Annotated in this window: 20 protein-coding genes; 19 read left to right on the top strand and 1 reads right to left on the bottom strand. The window is 42.3% G+C overall.

The window, feature by feature from the left end:
• Positions 1-75 precede the first annotated feature (75 nt).
• The 11 genes from BQ9893_RS20090 (at position 76) to BQ9893_RS20045 (ending at position 6701) form a co-directional block, all read left to right on the top strand.
• Entirely contained in the window at positions 76-690 is a 615-nt protein-coding gene (locus BQ9893_RS20090) for a hypothetical protein (RefSeq protein WP_075967690.1), read from the top strand.
• 210 nt (positions 691-900) lie between these two features.
• Entirely contained in the window at positions 901-2025 is a 1125-nt protein-coding gene (gene dnaN / locus BQ9893_RS20085) for a DNA polymerase III subunit beta (protein ID WP_075967689.1), read from the top strand.
• A gap of 53 nt (positions 2026-2078) precedes the next feature.
• A complete protein-coding gene (locus tag BQ9893_RS20080; RefSeq protein ID WP_075967688.1) occupies positions 2079-2264 on the top strand; it encodes a hypothetical protein in 186 nt (61 codons plus the stop codon).
• A gap of 284 nt (positions 2265-2548) precedes the next feature.
• A complete protein-coding gene (locus tag BQ9893_RS20075) occupies positions 2549-2974 on the top strand; it encodes a hypothetical protein (RefSeq protein ID WP_075967687.1) in 426 nt (141 codons plus the stop codon).
• A 228-nt stretch (positions 2975-3202) separates the two neighbouring features.
• Positions 3203-3361, top strand: coding sequence for a hypothetical protein (locus BQ9893_RS21795; protein WP_167369897.1), 159 nt, complete (start codon positions 3203-3205; stop codon positions 3359-3361).
• A gap of 102 nt (positions 3362-3463) precedes the next feature.
• The gene (locus BQ9893_RS20070) at positions 3464-3757 is read left to right on the top strand and encodes a hypothetical protein (RefSeq protein WP_075967686.1); all 294 of its coding nucleotides are present in this window, start codon (positions 3464-3466) and stop codon (positions 3755-3757) included.
• A gap of 11 nt (positions 3758-3768) precedes the next feature.
• Entirely contained in the window at positions 3769-4218 is a 450-nt protein-coding gene (locus BQ9893_RS20065; protein ID WP_167369896.1) for a helix-turn-helix domain-containing protein, read from the top strand.
• A 1-nt stretch (position 4219) separates the two neighbouring features.
• Positions 4220-4648 carry a hypothetical protein gene (locus BQ9893_RS20060; protein WP_075967684.1) on the top strand — a complete coding sequence of 143 codons (429 nt, stop codon included), beginning with the start codon at positions 4220-4222 and terminating at the stop codon, positions 4646-4648.
• A gap of 592 nt (positions 4649-5240) precedes the next feature.
• The gene (locus BQ9893_RS20055; RefSeq protein ID WP_075967683.1) at positions 5241-5654 is read left to right on the top strand and encodes a hypothetical protein; all 414 of its coding nucleotides are present in this window, start codon (positions 5241-5243) and stop codon (positions 5652-5654) included.
• A complete protein-coding gene (locus BQ9893_RS22290) occupies positions 5641-6300 on the top strand; it encodes a hypothetical protein (RefSeq protein WP_075967682.1) in 660 nt (219 codons plus the stop codon). The genes BQ9893_RS20055 and BQ9893_RS22290 overlap by 14 nt, the downstream gene beginning before the upstream one ends.
• Before the next feature lie 17 nt (positions 6301-6317).
• A complete protein-coding gene (locus tag BQ9893_RS20045; protein WP_075967681.1) occupies positions 6318-6701 on the top strand; it encodes a DUF488 family protein, N3 subclade in 384 nt (127 codons plus the stop codon).
• A gap of 60 nt (positions 6702-6761) precedes the next feature.
• Here the strand turns inward: BQ9893_RS20045 and BQ9893_RS20040 are convergent, their stop codons facing one another.
• Entirely contained in the window at positions 6762-6959 is a 198-nt protein-coding gene (locus tag BQ9893_RS20040; RefSeq protein ID WP_075967680.1) for a winged helix-turn-helix domain-containing protein, read from the bottom strand.
• An 819-nt stretch (positions 6960-7778) separates the two neighbouring features.
• Here BQ9893_RS20040 and BQ9893_RS20035 point away from each other — a divergent pair.
• The 8 genes from BQ9893_RS20035 to BQ9893_RS19995 all read left to right on the top strand — a co-directional run bounded on the left by BQ9893_RS20035 (position 7779) and on the right by BQ9893_RS19995 (position 15419).
• Positions 7779-8411 (top strand): transposase, encoded by a 633-nt coding sequence (locus tag BQ9893_RS20035; protein ID WP_244155011.1) that lies wholly within the window; start codon positions 7779-7781, stop codon positions 8409-8411.
• Between the two features lie 396 nt (positions 8412-8807).
• Complete coding sequence (locus tag BQ9893_RS20030; RefSeq protein ID WP_075964355.1) at positions 8808-10193, top strand: IS110 family RNA-guided transposase; 1386 nt, start codon at positions 8808-8810, stop codon at positions 10191-10193.
• A gap of 279 nt (positions 10194-10472) precedes the next feature.
• Entirely contained in the window at positions 10473-10787 is a 315-nt protein-coding gene (locus BQ9893_RS20020; protein ID WP_075967679.1) for a hypothetical protein, read from the top strand.
• Positions 10787-11623: a virulence RhuM family protein gene (locus BQ9893_RS20015; RefSeq protein ID WP_005868798.1), complete on the top strand. Its 837-nt coding sequence runs from the start codon at positions 10787-10789 to the stop codon at positions 11621-11623. Before BQ9893_RS20020 ends, BQ9893_RS20015 begins: the two co-directional genes overlap by 1 nt.
• A 119-nt stretch (positions 11624-11742) precedes the next feature.
• A complete protein-coding gene (locus BQ9893_RS20010) occupies positions 11743-12048 on the top strand; it encodes a sigma factor (RefSeq protein ID WP_244155226.1) in 306 nt (101 codons plus the stop codon).
• A gap of 246 nt (positions 12049-12294) precedes the next feature.
• Positions 12295-13515 (top strand): site-specific integrase, encoded by a 1221-nt coding sequence (locus BQ9893_RS20005; protein WP_075967678.1) that lies wholly within the window; start codon positions 12295-12297, stop codon positions 13513-13515.
• A gap of 12 nt (positions 13516-13527) precedes the next feature.
• Positions 13528-13911 (top strand): hypothetical protein, encoded by a 384-nt coding sequence (locus BQ9893_RS20000; RefSeq protein ID WP_007760057.1) that lies wholly within the window; start codon positions 13528-13530, stop codon positions 13909-13911.
• Positions 13912-14177: 266 nt separating this feature from the next.
• Complete coding sequence (locus BQ9893_RS19995) at positions 14178-15419, top strand: primase-helicase family protein (protein ID WP_075967677.1); 1242 nt, start codon at positions 14178-14180, stop codon at positions 15417-15419.
• Positions 15420-15613: the final 194 nt, after the last annotated feature.

Here is a 15613-nt window from a genome sequence, read left to right as displayed (position 1 = left end):
GGATAATTGGTTGGTTACTCGATTTTTAATAGTTACCTTTGCAAGTAAATATAAATCACTCTTAACCAAAACATTATGAAAAATAGTAATACTTCATTCACGTACAGTACAGAATTCAACATTTCCACGACCGGCAATCGCAAAGAAAACCGGTACTGGGAAAACTACATTGACTTTTCCTTAGAGAAAGGCATCCAATTCTGTAGCCGTGACTATGCAGAAGGTCAACTGACCAGCCGTAATATGTTGACACTAATTGATATGCCATCCGAGCTGAAAGATAAGGTACGGGATGCCGTCATCAGCATGTTAGATGAATCCGGTGAAATCTATACTCCCGACAAGTGGATCGGTTCGACTCTGGATTTCAATCTTTCCGTTCCCTGTAACGTGACAGGGGAACAGGCGACAACGGATGCTACTCTAATTAATATAGTGGCACTACCCGACAATCCGGAAGAGACAGAGTCAGTTGAATATATGGCAAAGATAAAGGACTCTCACAATCACACATTCTTCGTGGAACCAAACTGTGTACAGGTCAGTAAAGAGAAAATACAGAAAATATTGAGCCACATGGGGCTTTTGGAACTGATAGAGGTGCTTGAAGAGTGTCATTTCGGTATTGGGACTAATAAGCATATTCTTGCATATCCACGCTATATTGCGAAATACACATTTTGCGACTAAACGATATGCCGGGGCTGCCATGTCCCCGGCCCTATCCTACCCTCCACTGATTGCATACGCAGCCCCACCCTGGTCTGCTAATTGCGATTATCGTATATGGGGCACGCTTAAATGAAGATGTAGATTCCATGGACCGGATCTGTATATTTGCTAATTACTTGTGAGAACGGGAAACAATTGATTATCTTTGCATTAGATAATATTTAAGGCATGAAAATAAAGATAAACGCAAAAAGGTTCTATGACGGACTACAGTCCGTGGGTAGAGTGGTCTCAAACCGGAACGTGTCTCCGGCATTGGGATATTTTATGTTGAAATTGTCAAAGGACGAGTTGGAAGTAACCGGATCGGATTCCGAGATATTCATCCAGACAACGCTCCCTTTAGATGAGCCTCAGGATAATTGCTACATATTCTACCTTTCATCATGGCAGCTTCTGAATGGGTTGAAAGAACTCCTGGATTGCCAGCTTACTTTGGATCTGTTGGATTCAGAATTCGTGATATATTATCCACAAGGCAAGTTCTCTATTCCTCTGCATCCGGAAATGCGTGATTATCCGTCACTACCCAACTTGAGTGAAGAAACAGAGGAAATCATATTATCCGCATCTGTAATCACCCATGCTTGTTCACTGCTTACCCAGTTCGTTGATATGAAAGCTGCGGAACTTCGTCCTGTACTGGGAGGAATCCATTTCAATGTTCATAACAACACCGGATTGGATATGGTGTCTACAGACGGTCATGTGTTGAGTCAGTTTAGCCACCAGCTAAATGAGGAATTAGCAGATAATGGATTTATTATCAGTTCCAAAACAGCAGGTATCATAGCCAACTTGTCCAAAAAAGGATCTGATGACATCTGTACAATAAAATTCGACAGCAGAAATGTGCAATTTGATTCGAATGGATACACCATTACTGCCAGATTGATTGATGGGAAATATCCCAATTATAGAGGCATTTGGCCGCCATCCACATCATGTGAGATGACCGTGGACAGACAGGGGATGATTTCGGTACTTAAACGGTGTCTGATATTTAGCAACGTGTATAGTAGAATGGCAATTACGATCCGCAAAAACGAGCTGATCATGTGTGGCGAGAATATGGATTTCCAGTGTTCTTCAACTGAAAACATGCCCGTTAATTACGACGGTCCGGAAACAACAGTATATCTCAACGGTAATAATCTTTTGAATATATTGAAAACGATCAATGACGACACCGTTGTGATAAGATTCAACGACCCTACGAAACCATTCATCCTTATTCCCGAAAAACAAGAACAGGAAACTGAAATGAGTTTCTTGCTTATGCCAATGGCGTGAATAACCAAAACCGTGCCAGGCGGGTTCCCGGCAAACACAAATAGTTTAAAATCATGAATACATTAGAGAAACTTAGAGATTTTATCAATTCTCATGAAGATTGGGAATTGGAAGCGAACAAGGCCATCGAAGAAAATGGATGGAACGACGAAATCGGTGAGGACTATGGCATCTGTTCTGATCAAACTCACAGGTTAGCATTTGACGGAAATATGGTTGCTCATATCGTAGCCAAATGAGGGAAAGAAATGATAAAATTTCTATAAAATATGACTGCAAATATAAAGAGTCATATTCACTTTCGACTTAAGAGAAATATGACTCTTTGTGTTGTCCTCATATTTTGAATCTGTCCCTTTGGGTGTAAGAACCTTTATTAATTATCATATGCAGACTGACAGAGTAATTGCGTTAATATATAAATTATGTTATTTTTAAAAATTAATAAATACACCAACTAACCGAAATTACTATATTTGAACATTAAAAATTTATTAATAATTAGTATCTTAAGAACTTAGATATGGACAAGGAAGATTATATATACTGCATTAAAGATTTAATTTTAGATATATTACATCTGATTTGCATAGGCATAGCAATAACTATTATAGGAACATTCTTAGCTATACTTTTTTCATTCTTTGATAGTTTTTCAACAGCATTTATGCATGTTGGTACATGTGTATCCATAGCACTTCTAGTAAATTTAGTTATTGTTCTTCCTTTCGGTTTACTAGGCGTTCTGTTTATTTTAAAATCAGAAGAAAGAAACGAAAGGAAAAGGAAACAAAATAATTATTTTTTTTTTCTGGAAATAGATTTGTATCTTTTTTTTCGCTCGCATTTCTCCATTTTTCGGACTAATTTATTTCAAGAGGCAATTTTGCGAAGTACAATACAAAAAATAAATGGTACTATTATTCTACCGATAAGGTGTATCCCTTGAATATTCCCGACATTCATCATCCGATACCATAAAACCAGAACTGCATCTATAGCCCTAGTTATAAAACAGCTTTGAATAAAGCTGTAATAGTTACAGTAACAGATTCATTCCCGTCGGAACATTTTTCAATGTTTTACCCACAGGTAAATTGCTCCGGGCTTTATTTGGTATATTCCGATAAAATATTTACTTTTGCATAAATTCAATCAACTTAAAAGTAGAATAATCTTGGAGATTGTTGAAATATATGAGAATTGGCTGTACAGCATACAGTTTGATGAAGAAGACCTGAATGAATATGTCCGTGTGTTCAAGGAATGGCACGACCTCGATTATCTGGAGAAGTTTTTCACGGATAATGCAGTCCATATAGACACCCCTTTCTGAAAAGATGCAGGATTAGACCCCAATGAACCTGAAGCATCCGCCCAAAAGATCCTTGATGAAGCGGAAGAGCTGGAAGAATATATTGAAGAACTTGTTTCCAACATGAAAGTGGGCGAAAAGCCTAGTTTTGATGAATATTTCCACTTCCTGGATGGCAAATACAAATGTCTGTGGACTTTGGAACCCATGAAGTCGTATGGCACAAACCGCCCGTCGTTGCTCCGCTTGTATGCGATAAAACTGGGACCAAACTGTTATCTGATAGTATATGGAGGAATCAAGCTGGGAGATACCATACAGAATTCCCCGGTACTGAAAGACAAGGTGTTCAACAAAATAGACAACGTACTGAACTATCTGAAAGCGAACGGCATTGAAGACAGTGCAGACATATAAAAATGGAAGATATGAAATTCAATGTAGAGAAACTCAAGCAGATGTCCCGCCCGATGACAGACGAGGAAAAGAAGGACATCGAATTCCGCAAGGAAAACCGTGAATGGCTTGCCGTCTCCGAAAGACTGGCATTGAAGTTACGCCGTATTCTCCGGACTGAAGGCATCCTCCAAAGTGAACTGGCCGAACGGATGGGAGTGACACCCGCCCAGGTGACCAAAATTCTCAGCGGTAAGGAAAACCTCGGATTGAAGACAATCAGCAAGATAGAGAATGCCATTGGTCATAGTCTGATTGAAGTTACTATGGAAGACAATCATCCGGTTGTGGAATACGAGAGCAGGACTGTCTGCCGCCCATTCACCACGAACCGATATGCCGAGGGTGCCACTGCCGCTACCACAGCAAGAAGACGTTCCGTCCCCTATTCATCCATTGTCGCACATACAATGTTCTCCTGATATGCACAAAGAGATATTATACCAGTTCATCAACATGGATCTCATCCAGTTTGCCACATTTGTTGAGAACTATATGGACGATGGACAAGACATTGAAGTCGCAAACAAATTCCGGTTCTCTTATGATTTTGAGGAGAATGTGATGTGCTGCACAGTGTCCGTTACTCTGTCAAAAGAAAACGGTATCCTGCTGAAAGCGGATTTAGCATCTTATTTTGGTATAGAGCCCGACTCGGCAGAAGCGATGAAAAGTCACGAAGGCCTTATTGCCCCGGCTGATTTGCTTGCACAGTTCGCCTCACTGGCATACGGTTCCGTCAGAGGTGTAGTTTTCGCCAAGACTATAGGATTACCGCTTAACAACCTGATTCTCCCTCCCAATAATGTAAGGGCCATCTTCCGGACATCCCAACTGTTCAGGAAAGGCTGAATGAATAGGACAGAGGACAGTGTACGGGATTGGATGCAAATTCCGGACGCTGTCTTTTGCCATTTTTGCGGTTCACAAATTAGATTTCCCCCTTGAAATTTGGATTTATGGATTGGAACCCTTTTTAATAGATTACTCTTCTCCCCTTTTTCTTTATTTAATTTCTTTTTGCTCTCTTCTGATTCTATTTAAGCGCTTTCTTCCTCTCAAGCAAGAAACAGAATCTCCTCCACCACTTCCGGGAACGCACCCACGTTCCCTTTTCCCTTATCTGTATGTTTATACCGCATATATATCCATCTATGCAAACTTGTGATTTCCGAATTCATTACATTCCCATTCAAGCTAAATGTTAAAAGTGGAAGGTCATGACCAACTGTATCATTGTCAACAATTTTTCAAATTTGATTTTTTCAGGTTGAATTGTTAGTAATACCCTTCTTTTTGGGTATCATTACCATTCTTATAGTGGCCGCTATAATGGAATAGTATGGTTTGAAGGTTTAGAATTATATTAAGACCGGATAATTTCTGATCCTCAGTAGATATAGTTATCTTTGTATAGTTAAGAAAATCAATAGATTATATAGATATGAATATAAAGCAAAACCTTGGAATACTTGCCCAAAGAATATCACGTTCCCGTAATGCCACCCGTACATTCATGATGGGTCTGAATCCGATGCCGGAAAAGGTCAACGAATCTTCGTTGATTCAGAAGTTGGTAATCACACCTCTTTGCAAGATGCTTTCCAGTGAAACGGGTGCTAATGTTTCTGCCAGGAAGGGGGTTTCTCCCAGAATATTCTGGTTACTGGCCAACGGCAAGAAGTTTGCCATTCTTTCTTTCCCGAATCCGGCAAACGGAAGGGCATTCATCCAATACCTTAACCGAAAAGGACAGGTCTGCACCGGACAGATAGAAATTAGAGATATTCAAACAATCCGTGATTATATAAAAGAGTTCACCACTACTGAAAATAATAAAGACAATGGAAAAGAATAAATATAACTGGCTGACCCGACTTATCAATAAAATTACCAGAAAAGAGGAATCCAACAACCAGTCATTCGTGTACTATGGCCATCTGGTTCATGTACAGAGCGGCACTGTCGATTTTATGGACGTGACGGTTTGCAACACAGCCGATGGCGGTGACGTGTTGGCTAGCTTTTCTTTTGACTTCTGGACAAAGGAACTGGAGATTAACCAATGCAAACATGACGAAATCAGAGACGTGATTGAAGATGCATTTTGTAAGATTTATCGTGGGGTGAAAAGCAATCACATATCAATGACCAACCTGAACAAGATTCTGACACACGGTGAAGCCGAAATCACGGATGCAAGCAACTGCCAGATTTGTGTCCATCTGGGTAAGGACCGCTTCATTTACCTGGAACCCAAATGCATGATTCCGGACACACAACATCCGAACGCTGCCACGATTATCCAAAGAGCGAAGAAGGGACTCCAGACAAAAGCGGATTTCGACCTTTTTCGTATCGAGGAAATCGACTATAATGACTTAGACGATGAAATTAAAAAAGAGATTATTGACGCCTACGGAATCGGCAAACCTGAAAATTATACCCAGGACTACTACAGACAGTTGATTGTCGAAGGTGTATTTGAACTGGAATATGTCTAACTAAAAAACAATAAGCCATGCGATTCAAGACATGTAGTTACAAGAGTATCAATATTCTGGAGAAATACAGTTTTGTCCCTATCTCGATAGAGGCCAATCCTCCCAAATCATATACGGGAGTCACATTGCCTGAACTGGCTCCCCTACCCTTCCTTATAAAAGGTTTACAGAACGGGACCATAAGCAAAAATCTGTTCCGGATGCTTTATATCAAGCAGCTGGATCGCTGCAACGATATGTCAAACCTGATTTTGAAACTTCTATCCTATGGCGGCAAAATCTGCCTGGTATCTTCAGGAGGTTACAACGAATTGAACCATAGGGTGATATTGGGAGAGTGGCTAAAAAGGAACGGATGCAACTGCAAAGAATATGGTGTCAACAAAAAAAAGACGCAATGAGGAAATGAGCGGTAATACCGACAACAAAACATCAATACATCTTTTTCCGAATTGGGATTTTTAGTTCAAGGAGTAAACGAAATCTTTTCCCTTTGGGGTAACGGTCATTTTTCCTTCTCTTGACAACCAGCCGATAGCTGCATAGATTTCTGCTTCTTTCAGTTTGGTTATAGTTTTCAATTCCTTAACGGTCATTGGTTGCTCAGATAAGACTGCCCAGATTTTTCCGGCCAGCGTACCAATCATTTCTTCATTCATATCAATTGTATTATTAAAAACAGTTACAAACTTACGAATAAATTCACATTTATAATCAATTAGGCGTATTAAATTCGGTAATTAAATTTAATCGCCCCAATAATACACATAACAATTTAATAATCAATATATTGTAAAATTTATGATTTTAATTGAGAAACAAACAAGAAACAAAATCATCAATTAAAGGCATTTCCTGATTTTTTGTTTTCACTCTGTTTCTTTCCTTGCACTTGCTTATAATCGGGATTTCTTGAACAGCTTCCTTCCAAAATTTTTTCCTCGTCCTACAATTACATTTGAGCTTCCAAGAGCCATTACAACCAAAAGAAAAGCAAGCATTCTTTAGTCTATACAAATGATAAGGAAAAAACTTATAGATAGGCAAATATGTCTGCCTAAATATAGTTTATGCGAATCAGCAGTTGAAAACATCTTCAGATTCTTGATTTAAAAGTTTGTAATTCAGTTAATTATCTCATTATTTTATTTTGTAATCTCCTTGAAAATCAGTAAATTAGAAGAATAAAACCACTCATTTTTCTAATTATGATTCCCAAGGAGAAAAAGTTAATACTAATAGGTTTGTATATGTATATCTGTGATGTCCATAAGTCTTCTCTGCGTTTCCACTGCCAGAGATTCAGTAACAATTCCAATCCTGAGTTTACGGATGAGGAGGTTCTTACCATCTATCTGTTCTGCGGGTACTGCCAGAGATACTTCAACATCAAGGAGATACATACCTTCGCTAAGGAGTATCTGTCATCATGGTTTCCAAAATTGCCGTCTTATCAAACGTTTTGCGTACGCCTAAATATGCTTTCAGAAACATTTAAGGTGCTGGTGGAAACCATGATACAATCATTCAAGCCCAAGGATTGCGACTCCATTATATCCATTGTCGATTCTATGCCGATAGTGACCTGTAAAGGGAAAAACCGAGAGGGGAAAGTAGCTACGGAGATAACATCAAAAGGGTATTGCTCCACTAAGAACATGTACTACTATGGCATGAAACTGCATATGGTAGGACAGCGTAGGGAGGGAACCTTACCTTTTCCGGAAATGATAACTCTGACACCGGCTTCGGACAACGACCTGACCGTATTCAAAAGCGAATGCGTGCCATACCTATCCGGAAAGACGGTGCTTGCAGACAAGATTTACAGCGATTTCTCTTTCTTTAATGAGAACAATCCGGTTAAAGTGCTTACTCCGCATAAAGAGATTAAAGGGGAACCGGAAGTTCTCAAACAGAGGGAGAAAGCTGCAAGAGACCTTTTCTCGCAAGCCGTTTCTAAAGTCAGACAACCTATCGAATCCTTTTTCAACTGGCTGAATGAAAAAACAGAAATTCAAAGAGCATCTAAAGTAAGAGCTACCAAAGGGCTGTTGGTACATACCTTTGGAAAGTTGGCTATTGCTCTACTTACATTTGTTAATTTTTAATTTTTGAATCAGAAAGCCAACTGCTGATTCGCATAGTTTACTTTGATTTAGCATATATATAGGCTAATGGACTAAACTAAACCTTCTCTCAGACTTCATAAAATAGTCCGATCCCTATTGTACAGCGAAAAGAGTAAAGCCAAGCCTTTGTCTTGATTGAAATCAGAGTGGAACACAGAACGTTTCCGCCGCCTATGGCGGCAGAAACGTTTTTAGTTACCTTTGCTGTAGGCATAAGAAGCAAGCCGTTTTTTTCTTGGGTTTTCAATCCCACAAAAGAGTATGGCTCCTTGTCCTGCGAATCGAAGATTGGTCGTCAGAGGCCGTATAGAAGAATGCTCATCGACAGGACATGGCTTATGCCATTTATCCATCAACAAGAGTAACGATATTACCATGGCAAAGAAAGCAAAAAAAGTCAAGAGCGCCAAAGGTGCGGAACTTCGGATAGTCAATCCCGATGCGGCTGGGATAGACATCGCGGACGGTATCATGCAGGTCTGCATCCCTGCTGACCGCTCCAAGGACAACAACCGTGCGTTCGGAGCATATACATCCGACCTGCATGCCATCTCGGCATGGCTTAGGGAATGTGGCATAAAGACAGTCGCAATGGAATCCACCGGGGTGTACTGGATACCGCTGTTCTGTCGTCTTCAGGAGGACGGGCTGGATGTCGTATTGACCAACGCAAGGGATGTGAAGAACATAACGGAGAGGAAAACCGACGAGTCGGATGCCGAATGGCTGATGTTGCTGCACCAGTACGGGTTGCTCAAGGCAAGTTTCCAACCGCACAACGACGCCAAACGGATGAGGACACTTACCCGTCATCGTGACACCCTCTCCCGTGAAGCCTCAAGCATGGTCCTGCGTATGCAGAAAGCCATGCAGCAGATGAATATAAAACTTACGCTTGTCCTGTCTGACATCACGGGAAAATCCGGCATACGTATCATCGAGGCCATTCTTGCAGGTGAACGTGACCCCAAGAAACTTGCGGAATTGGCTGACATCCAGTGCAAAACCCCGAAAGAGGAAATAGCCAAGGCACTTGAGGGCAACTGGGAAGAAGACCTCATGTTTGTCCTCAGACAAAACTATGATACTTTCAAACATTATTGTACCCAACTTGGCGAGTGCGATGCAGAACTGGAGAAACTCATGGAAAACTACCGTGCGGAGGTTGCCAAAGTGGAAGATACTTCATATAGCCCGGCAAAAAAACGCCGCGATTATAAAAAGACCAGGCATACCGTGAGCTTCGACGTGGAAAGGAAAGCATACGAAATGTGGGGAGTGAACGTTTTTGAGATACCGGGCATAAGCCACCTGACCGCACTTGAACTGATGAGTGAACTGGGGCACGACTTTACCCGGAAGTTCCCGTCTTCCAAACAGTTCTGCTGTTGGTGCAACATCTCACCGAACACCAAGATATCAGGAGGAAAAAGAATATCAAGCCACGTGCCACACCGTCGGAACAATGTCGGGTTGATTTTTAGAAGTATCGCTTCTTCGCTCGCCAATGCGAAGAACCAATTGGGGAACTTCTACCGCAGAATACGTTCACGGGCCGGAGGTAAAGCCGCAGTCATTGCCACTGCCCACAAGGTAGCCGAGATATTCTTTGCCATGGTTGCAAACCAAACAACTTATAATCCGGAAAGAGTAGGTATAGACGAGAAAGTATTACTCGAAAAACGGATTACAAGATACAAACGTGAATTAGAACGAATTACAGGCACACATATAGAAATTGGCAATGCATGTGTTCCATAGAAGAAAATATTCTACGGCATATTTTTCTTTTCGCTGCCCCCCCTTTTTTTATAAGCCATCAACCTTTTATACGAGATCTTCTCTTCCCTGTATTAGCACATCCGCTTTCGCTACCTGATATGAATTGTGCCGCAAAAGTATTTGTCATGTCTTTCTTGTATGCCAGGTCAAAGCCCAACGGTTCACGATAAAATCTCCACCCTCCGCTTCGCATAGGTAGTATTTAATCATGAAACCTTGCATAAAGAGCCATGACACCTTTCGAGGCGACATAATTAAATCAAAAACCCGAAGTTTATAAATTCTCCTAAAGGGGTGGTTGAAGTTGTAGAAGTGATTTATGACGGCAAAGATGATCCAGCATATTCACTGGCTATTATTAAATGGGAAAATACCTATAAATTAGGTATTCGTTGGAACATCGCTTATAGTGAATGGGACGATTACCGCAAACAGAACGGGCAAGATGAATGTATAGGTAATCCACAGTCGAGAGGTATTCCCACCTGGTTTGTTTTGCCCGATGATATGATGTTTAGTGAGAAGTTCAGCGGTGCGATGCAGAGGCTTGATGAATTAAGAAAAGGTAAGTAATGGAACAGGGAGAAATCATATTATACCAGCCGGATGAAGCGGTCAGGTTGGAAGTGAGGCTGGAAGATGAAACCGTTTGGTTGACACAGGCACAAATTGTGGATCTTTTTCAATCCAGCAAAGCAAATATAAGCGAGCATATAAAAAACATATATGATCAGAAAGAATTAGAGGAGAGTTCAACTGTTCGGGATTTCCGAACAGTTCGACAGGAAGGCAAACGGCAAGTGATGCGCAATCTGACTTATTACAATTTGGATGCGATCATATCCATTGGGTTTCGTGTCAATAGTAAAAGAGGTATTTTATTTAGGCAATGGGCGAATAAGGTTTTAAAGGACTATCTTTTAAAAGGGTATTCCATTAATAAACGTTTGTCAGAACTTGAAAGGACTGTCGCTCAACATACCGAGAAGATAGATTTTTTCGTGCGTACTGCCTTGCCCCCGGTCGAAGGCATTTTTTATAACGGCCAGATTTTCGATGCGTACAAGTTCGCCACCGATCTGGTAAAGTCGGCCAGGCGTTCGATCGTGCTTATCGACAACTATGTGGACGAAACGGTCTTGCTCATGTTGAGTAAACGCAGCGTCGGTGTCTCGGCCACCATTTACACCCAGCGTATCACGCAGCAACTCCAACTTGATCTTGACAGGCATAACAGCCAGTACCCGCCTATCGACATCAGGACGTACCGGGACAGTCACGATCGTTTCCTGATCGTTGATGAAACGGACGTGTATCATATCGGAGCCTCGTTAAAGGATCTGGGGAAAAAGATGTTCGCTTTCTCAAAGCTGGATATTCCGGCGGCTGTGATTACTGACCTGTTATAATATCCTTTGTCTTATGAGTGGACTGTTGCAAAAAAATGCTTGTAAATAATAAGGTTTATGAAAATATCATTATTTTCGCAAATGAAATGTTGATTGAATGGTCTTAAATCGCTAGTAATATGTTCGATATTTCTTTATTGTATAAACTAAAGAAAGGGAATAGAGAAGCCTTTAATAGTGTTTTCCGTTACTATTATCCCCGGATAATGGCTTATGTTGCTTCTATAGTCGAGCAAAAAGCAGCGGAGGATATTGTTCAGGATGTTTTTCTGTATGTTTGGGAAAACCGTGAAAAGCTATATGTCAGTGATGGTTTCCATTCTTATCTTTTTCAATCCGCTTATACTCGTTGTCTGGACTATTTCAAGAAAAACCTCTCGATTGAAAAATACCATTCTCATACTTACGAGAAATCTCTGGAATAACCTCGAAAAACGGGAGAAATGACGCTAAACGACTTAATATCAGAGTTGTTACGGTGTCAAATGATGACAAGCCGAAAAATCGGGAAACGCAAAGAAAAGCGGATTTAAGAAGAAGAATGGTTTGCAAATCATTACCCGTGAAAGAGTAAGATTTAACATATGAGAGATGCTATTGCACCGTTTGTCACCGATTTGCGTATCAAAGTCTAACTCGTTGATATTTAACTTTGCAAACAAAAAACGAGTATGACAAGAAGTACATTCAAAGTGCTGTTCTACGTGAACGGCAGCAAGGAGAAAGACGGTATTGTCCCCATCATGGGACGAGTGACAATCAACGGTACTGTGGCGCAGTTCAGTTGCAAGCAGACCATCCCGAAAACCCTTTGGGATGCGAAAGGCAACCGAGCCAAAGGCAAGAGTGCCGAAGCACGGAACATCAATCTGGCATTGGACAACATCAAGGCGCAAATCATCAAGCACTATCAGCGCATATCCGACCGAGAGGCATACGTAACGGCTGAAATGGTGCGCAATGCCTACCAAGGGGTAGGAAGCGAGTATGAGACACTGATAAAGGCTTTTGACAAGGATTGCGCCAACTTTCTGAAACGTGTCGGTAAAGACCGCAGCATCGGCACGTACAAGGTCATGGTAAGGGCAAGGAACTATGTCGCAGCCTTTATCAAGTCATTCTACAAACGGACAGACATGTCCATGCTGGAACTTACACCCGACTTCATCAAGGAGTTTGCGGCTTATCTTACGGCTGAACGGGGACTGAAAAACGCCACCATCTGGCTGAACTGCATGTGGCTGAAAGGCGTGGTCATGCGTGCGCACTATAACGGACTGATACCGAGAAATCCGTTTGCGCAGTTCCATATCAGCCCGAATGTTAAGGAACGGGAGTATCTGACAGAGGACGAAATCAAAAGAATCATGGCGCACGAGTTTGACAACCCCACCCTCGCATTGGTGCGAGACCTGTTCATTTTCGCCTGCTTCACCGCCTTGTCTTTCGTGGATATGAAAGAACTCACAACGGATGAAATAGTGGAGGTGAACGGTGAGAAATGGATATTGTCGAAACGGCACAAGACAAATGTCCCGTTCCAAGTGAAGTTGCTGGATATTCCCTTGCAGATAATCGAACGGTACAAGTATCTGTCGGAAGACAAGCTGGTTTTCGGGAAAATCAACTATTGGACGATGTGCAAACAGCTGAAAAAGGTAATGGCGGAATGCGGAATAGAGAAGCATATCTCCTACCACGTAAGACGTCATACGTTTGGAACACTGGCTCTTAGCAAGGGGATGCCCATTGAAAGCGTGAGCCGTGTTCTGGGACACACGAACATTGTCACGACTCAAATCTATGCGAAGATAACCACGCAGAAACTTGACAATGACCTGACGATGTTCGGCAACAAGCTGAACGCATCGTTCGGAAGTGTAACCCCATAACCAAGCATAGCCATGAAACGAAGCATCATCACAACGGACGGCAACGGCAACATCACCTTGCCGACCGACATTAGCGCAACCGCCATGAGCGAATGGGAACTTTGCGACCTGTTCGGAGTAACCGCCCCGACATTCCGTGCAGGGCTGAAGGCTCTTTGCAAGAGCGGAGTTTTAAGGGAATACGGGATAAGGCGAAGCATACGGGTATCCGATAATTGCTGTATGGAGGTTTACAACCTTGAAGCGATAGTTACCCTCGCTTTCCATATCGGCACATTCGGAGCGGAACGGGTACGCAATGCCGTTCTTGAAAGACTGTACCTGCGAAAAGAGAAAACAAGCATCTTCTTCTCGCTGAATACCAACGGTATATCCAAATCCGAATACTTCTCGTAGCTGAATGCCTGACATTATTCACTCGGTAAGTCAGTAATTCATTAAGTCAGTACGACAGAACGACAGACGCTCTGATTTTTTCTCCCGAAAAGCGTAATCCGACATTTGCTTTTCGGGAGTTTTTCCGTTTGCACAGCCCCAAGCCATTGAACGTTTTTGTTTCGGGGGCTATTTGTCACCATTCTGCCGTGTTTTGCATAACAACCTATCCGATAATTGATTATATTTTTGCAGCTGGTAATTTTCAAACTTAAAACCATTTGATTATGTCAGCTATCGAACAACAAGACAGCCACAGATCGCCATCGGATGGCGGCATGGCAAAGGAAGAATTTATCCGTGTCGAGACAACGCTCTACAAGATTGTGGAGCAACCGAGACTGAACGGAGGGTATGTGAAGAAACGCATCGCATGGAACAACGAGACCCTGCGACAGGATTACGGCAAGGATTACATCGGCAGCGTTCCCAAGTATGACGGCTTCTGCACCGTACCCGAACACATCGGCTACCGTTCCGTGGTCGGCAAGTTCCTTAACCTTTACGAACCGATAGACCACCGACCGCAGGAGGGCGATTTATCGCATATCCAATCTTTGGTACAGCACATCTTCGGGGAACAATACGAGTTGGGGATGGACTATCTACAACTGCTTTACCTGCAACCGATTCAGAAGTTGCCTATCCTGCTGTTGGTGTCGGAAGAACGCAACACGGGCAAAAGCACCTTCCTGAACTTTCTGAAAGCCCTTTTTCAGAACAATGTGACTTTCAACACCAACGAGGATTTCCGCAGCCAGTTCAATTCCGACTGGGCTGGCAAGTTGCTTATCGTGGTGGATGAGGTGCTGCTCAACCGCAGGGAGGATAGCGAGCGGTTGAAGAACCTCAGCACCACACTTTCCTATAAGGTGGAAGCCAAAGGCAAAGACCGTGACGAGATTGCGTTCTTCGCCAAATTCGTGCTGTGTTCCAACAACGAGCATCTGCCCGTAATCATAGACGCAGGGGAAACACGCTATTGGGTGCGCAAGATAAACCGCTTGCAGTCCGATGATACCGACTTCCTGCAAAAGCTGAAAGCGGAGATACCCGCCTTTCTCCATTTCCTGCAACACAGAAAACTGTCCACCGAAAAGGAAAGCCGGATGTGGTTCAACCCCACATTGCTGCATACAGAAGCCTTGCAGAAGATTATCCGTAGCAACCGCAATCGGCTGGAGATAGAGATGTCGGAACTGCTGCTTGACATTATGGTTGCAATGGATGTGGATAGCGTTTCATTCTGCCTTAACGACCTTGTCGTACTGCTGGTGCACTCGCAGGTAAAGGCGGAAAAGCACCAAGTGCGTAAGGTGGTGCAGGAGTGCTGGAAACTAACACCTGCACCAAACGGGCTTACCTACACCACTTATCAGGGCAATTACAACAGAAGTTGTCACTATGAGCCGATAAAGAGGGTGGGACGCTTCTACACCGTCACAAGGGAGCAACTCGAATCCCTGTAATACTATCATTTTTCTGTTGAATTGTTGAATATGGGTATAAATACACTGACAATAAACGATATACATTCTCAACAAAATTTCAACAAGCCAAAAGAGAAGTTGAGAGACCACCGACACCCGTTTGTGGATTTCTCTTTTGGTGAGCGGTTTGTTGAGAAGATGTTGAGAGGTTACGAGGCTGTATATAAACATAT

This window comes from Parabacteroides massiliensis (assembly GCF_900155425.1).
GTDB classification, from domain to species: Bacteria; Bacteroidota; Bacteroidia; order Bacteroidales; family Tannerellaceae; genus Parabacteroides; species Parabacteroides massiliensis.
The sequence above is the reverse complement of the archived record's forward strand: the minus strand, read 5'-3'. Positions and strand labels throughout refer to the sequence as shown.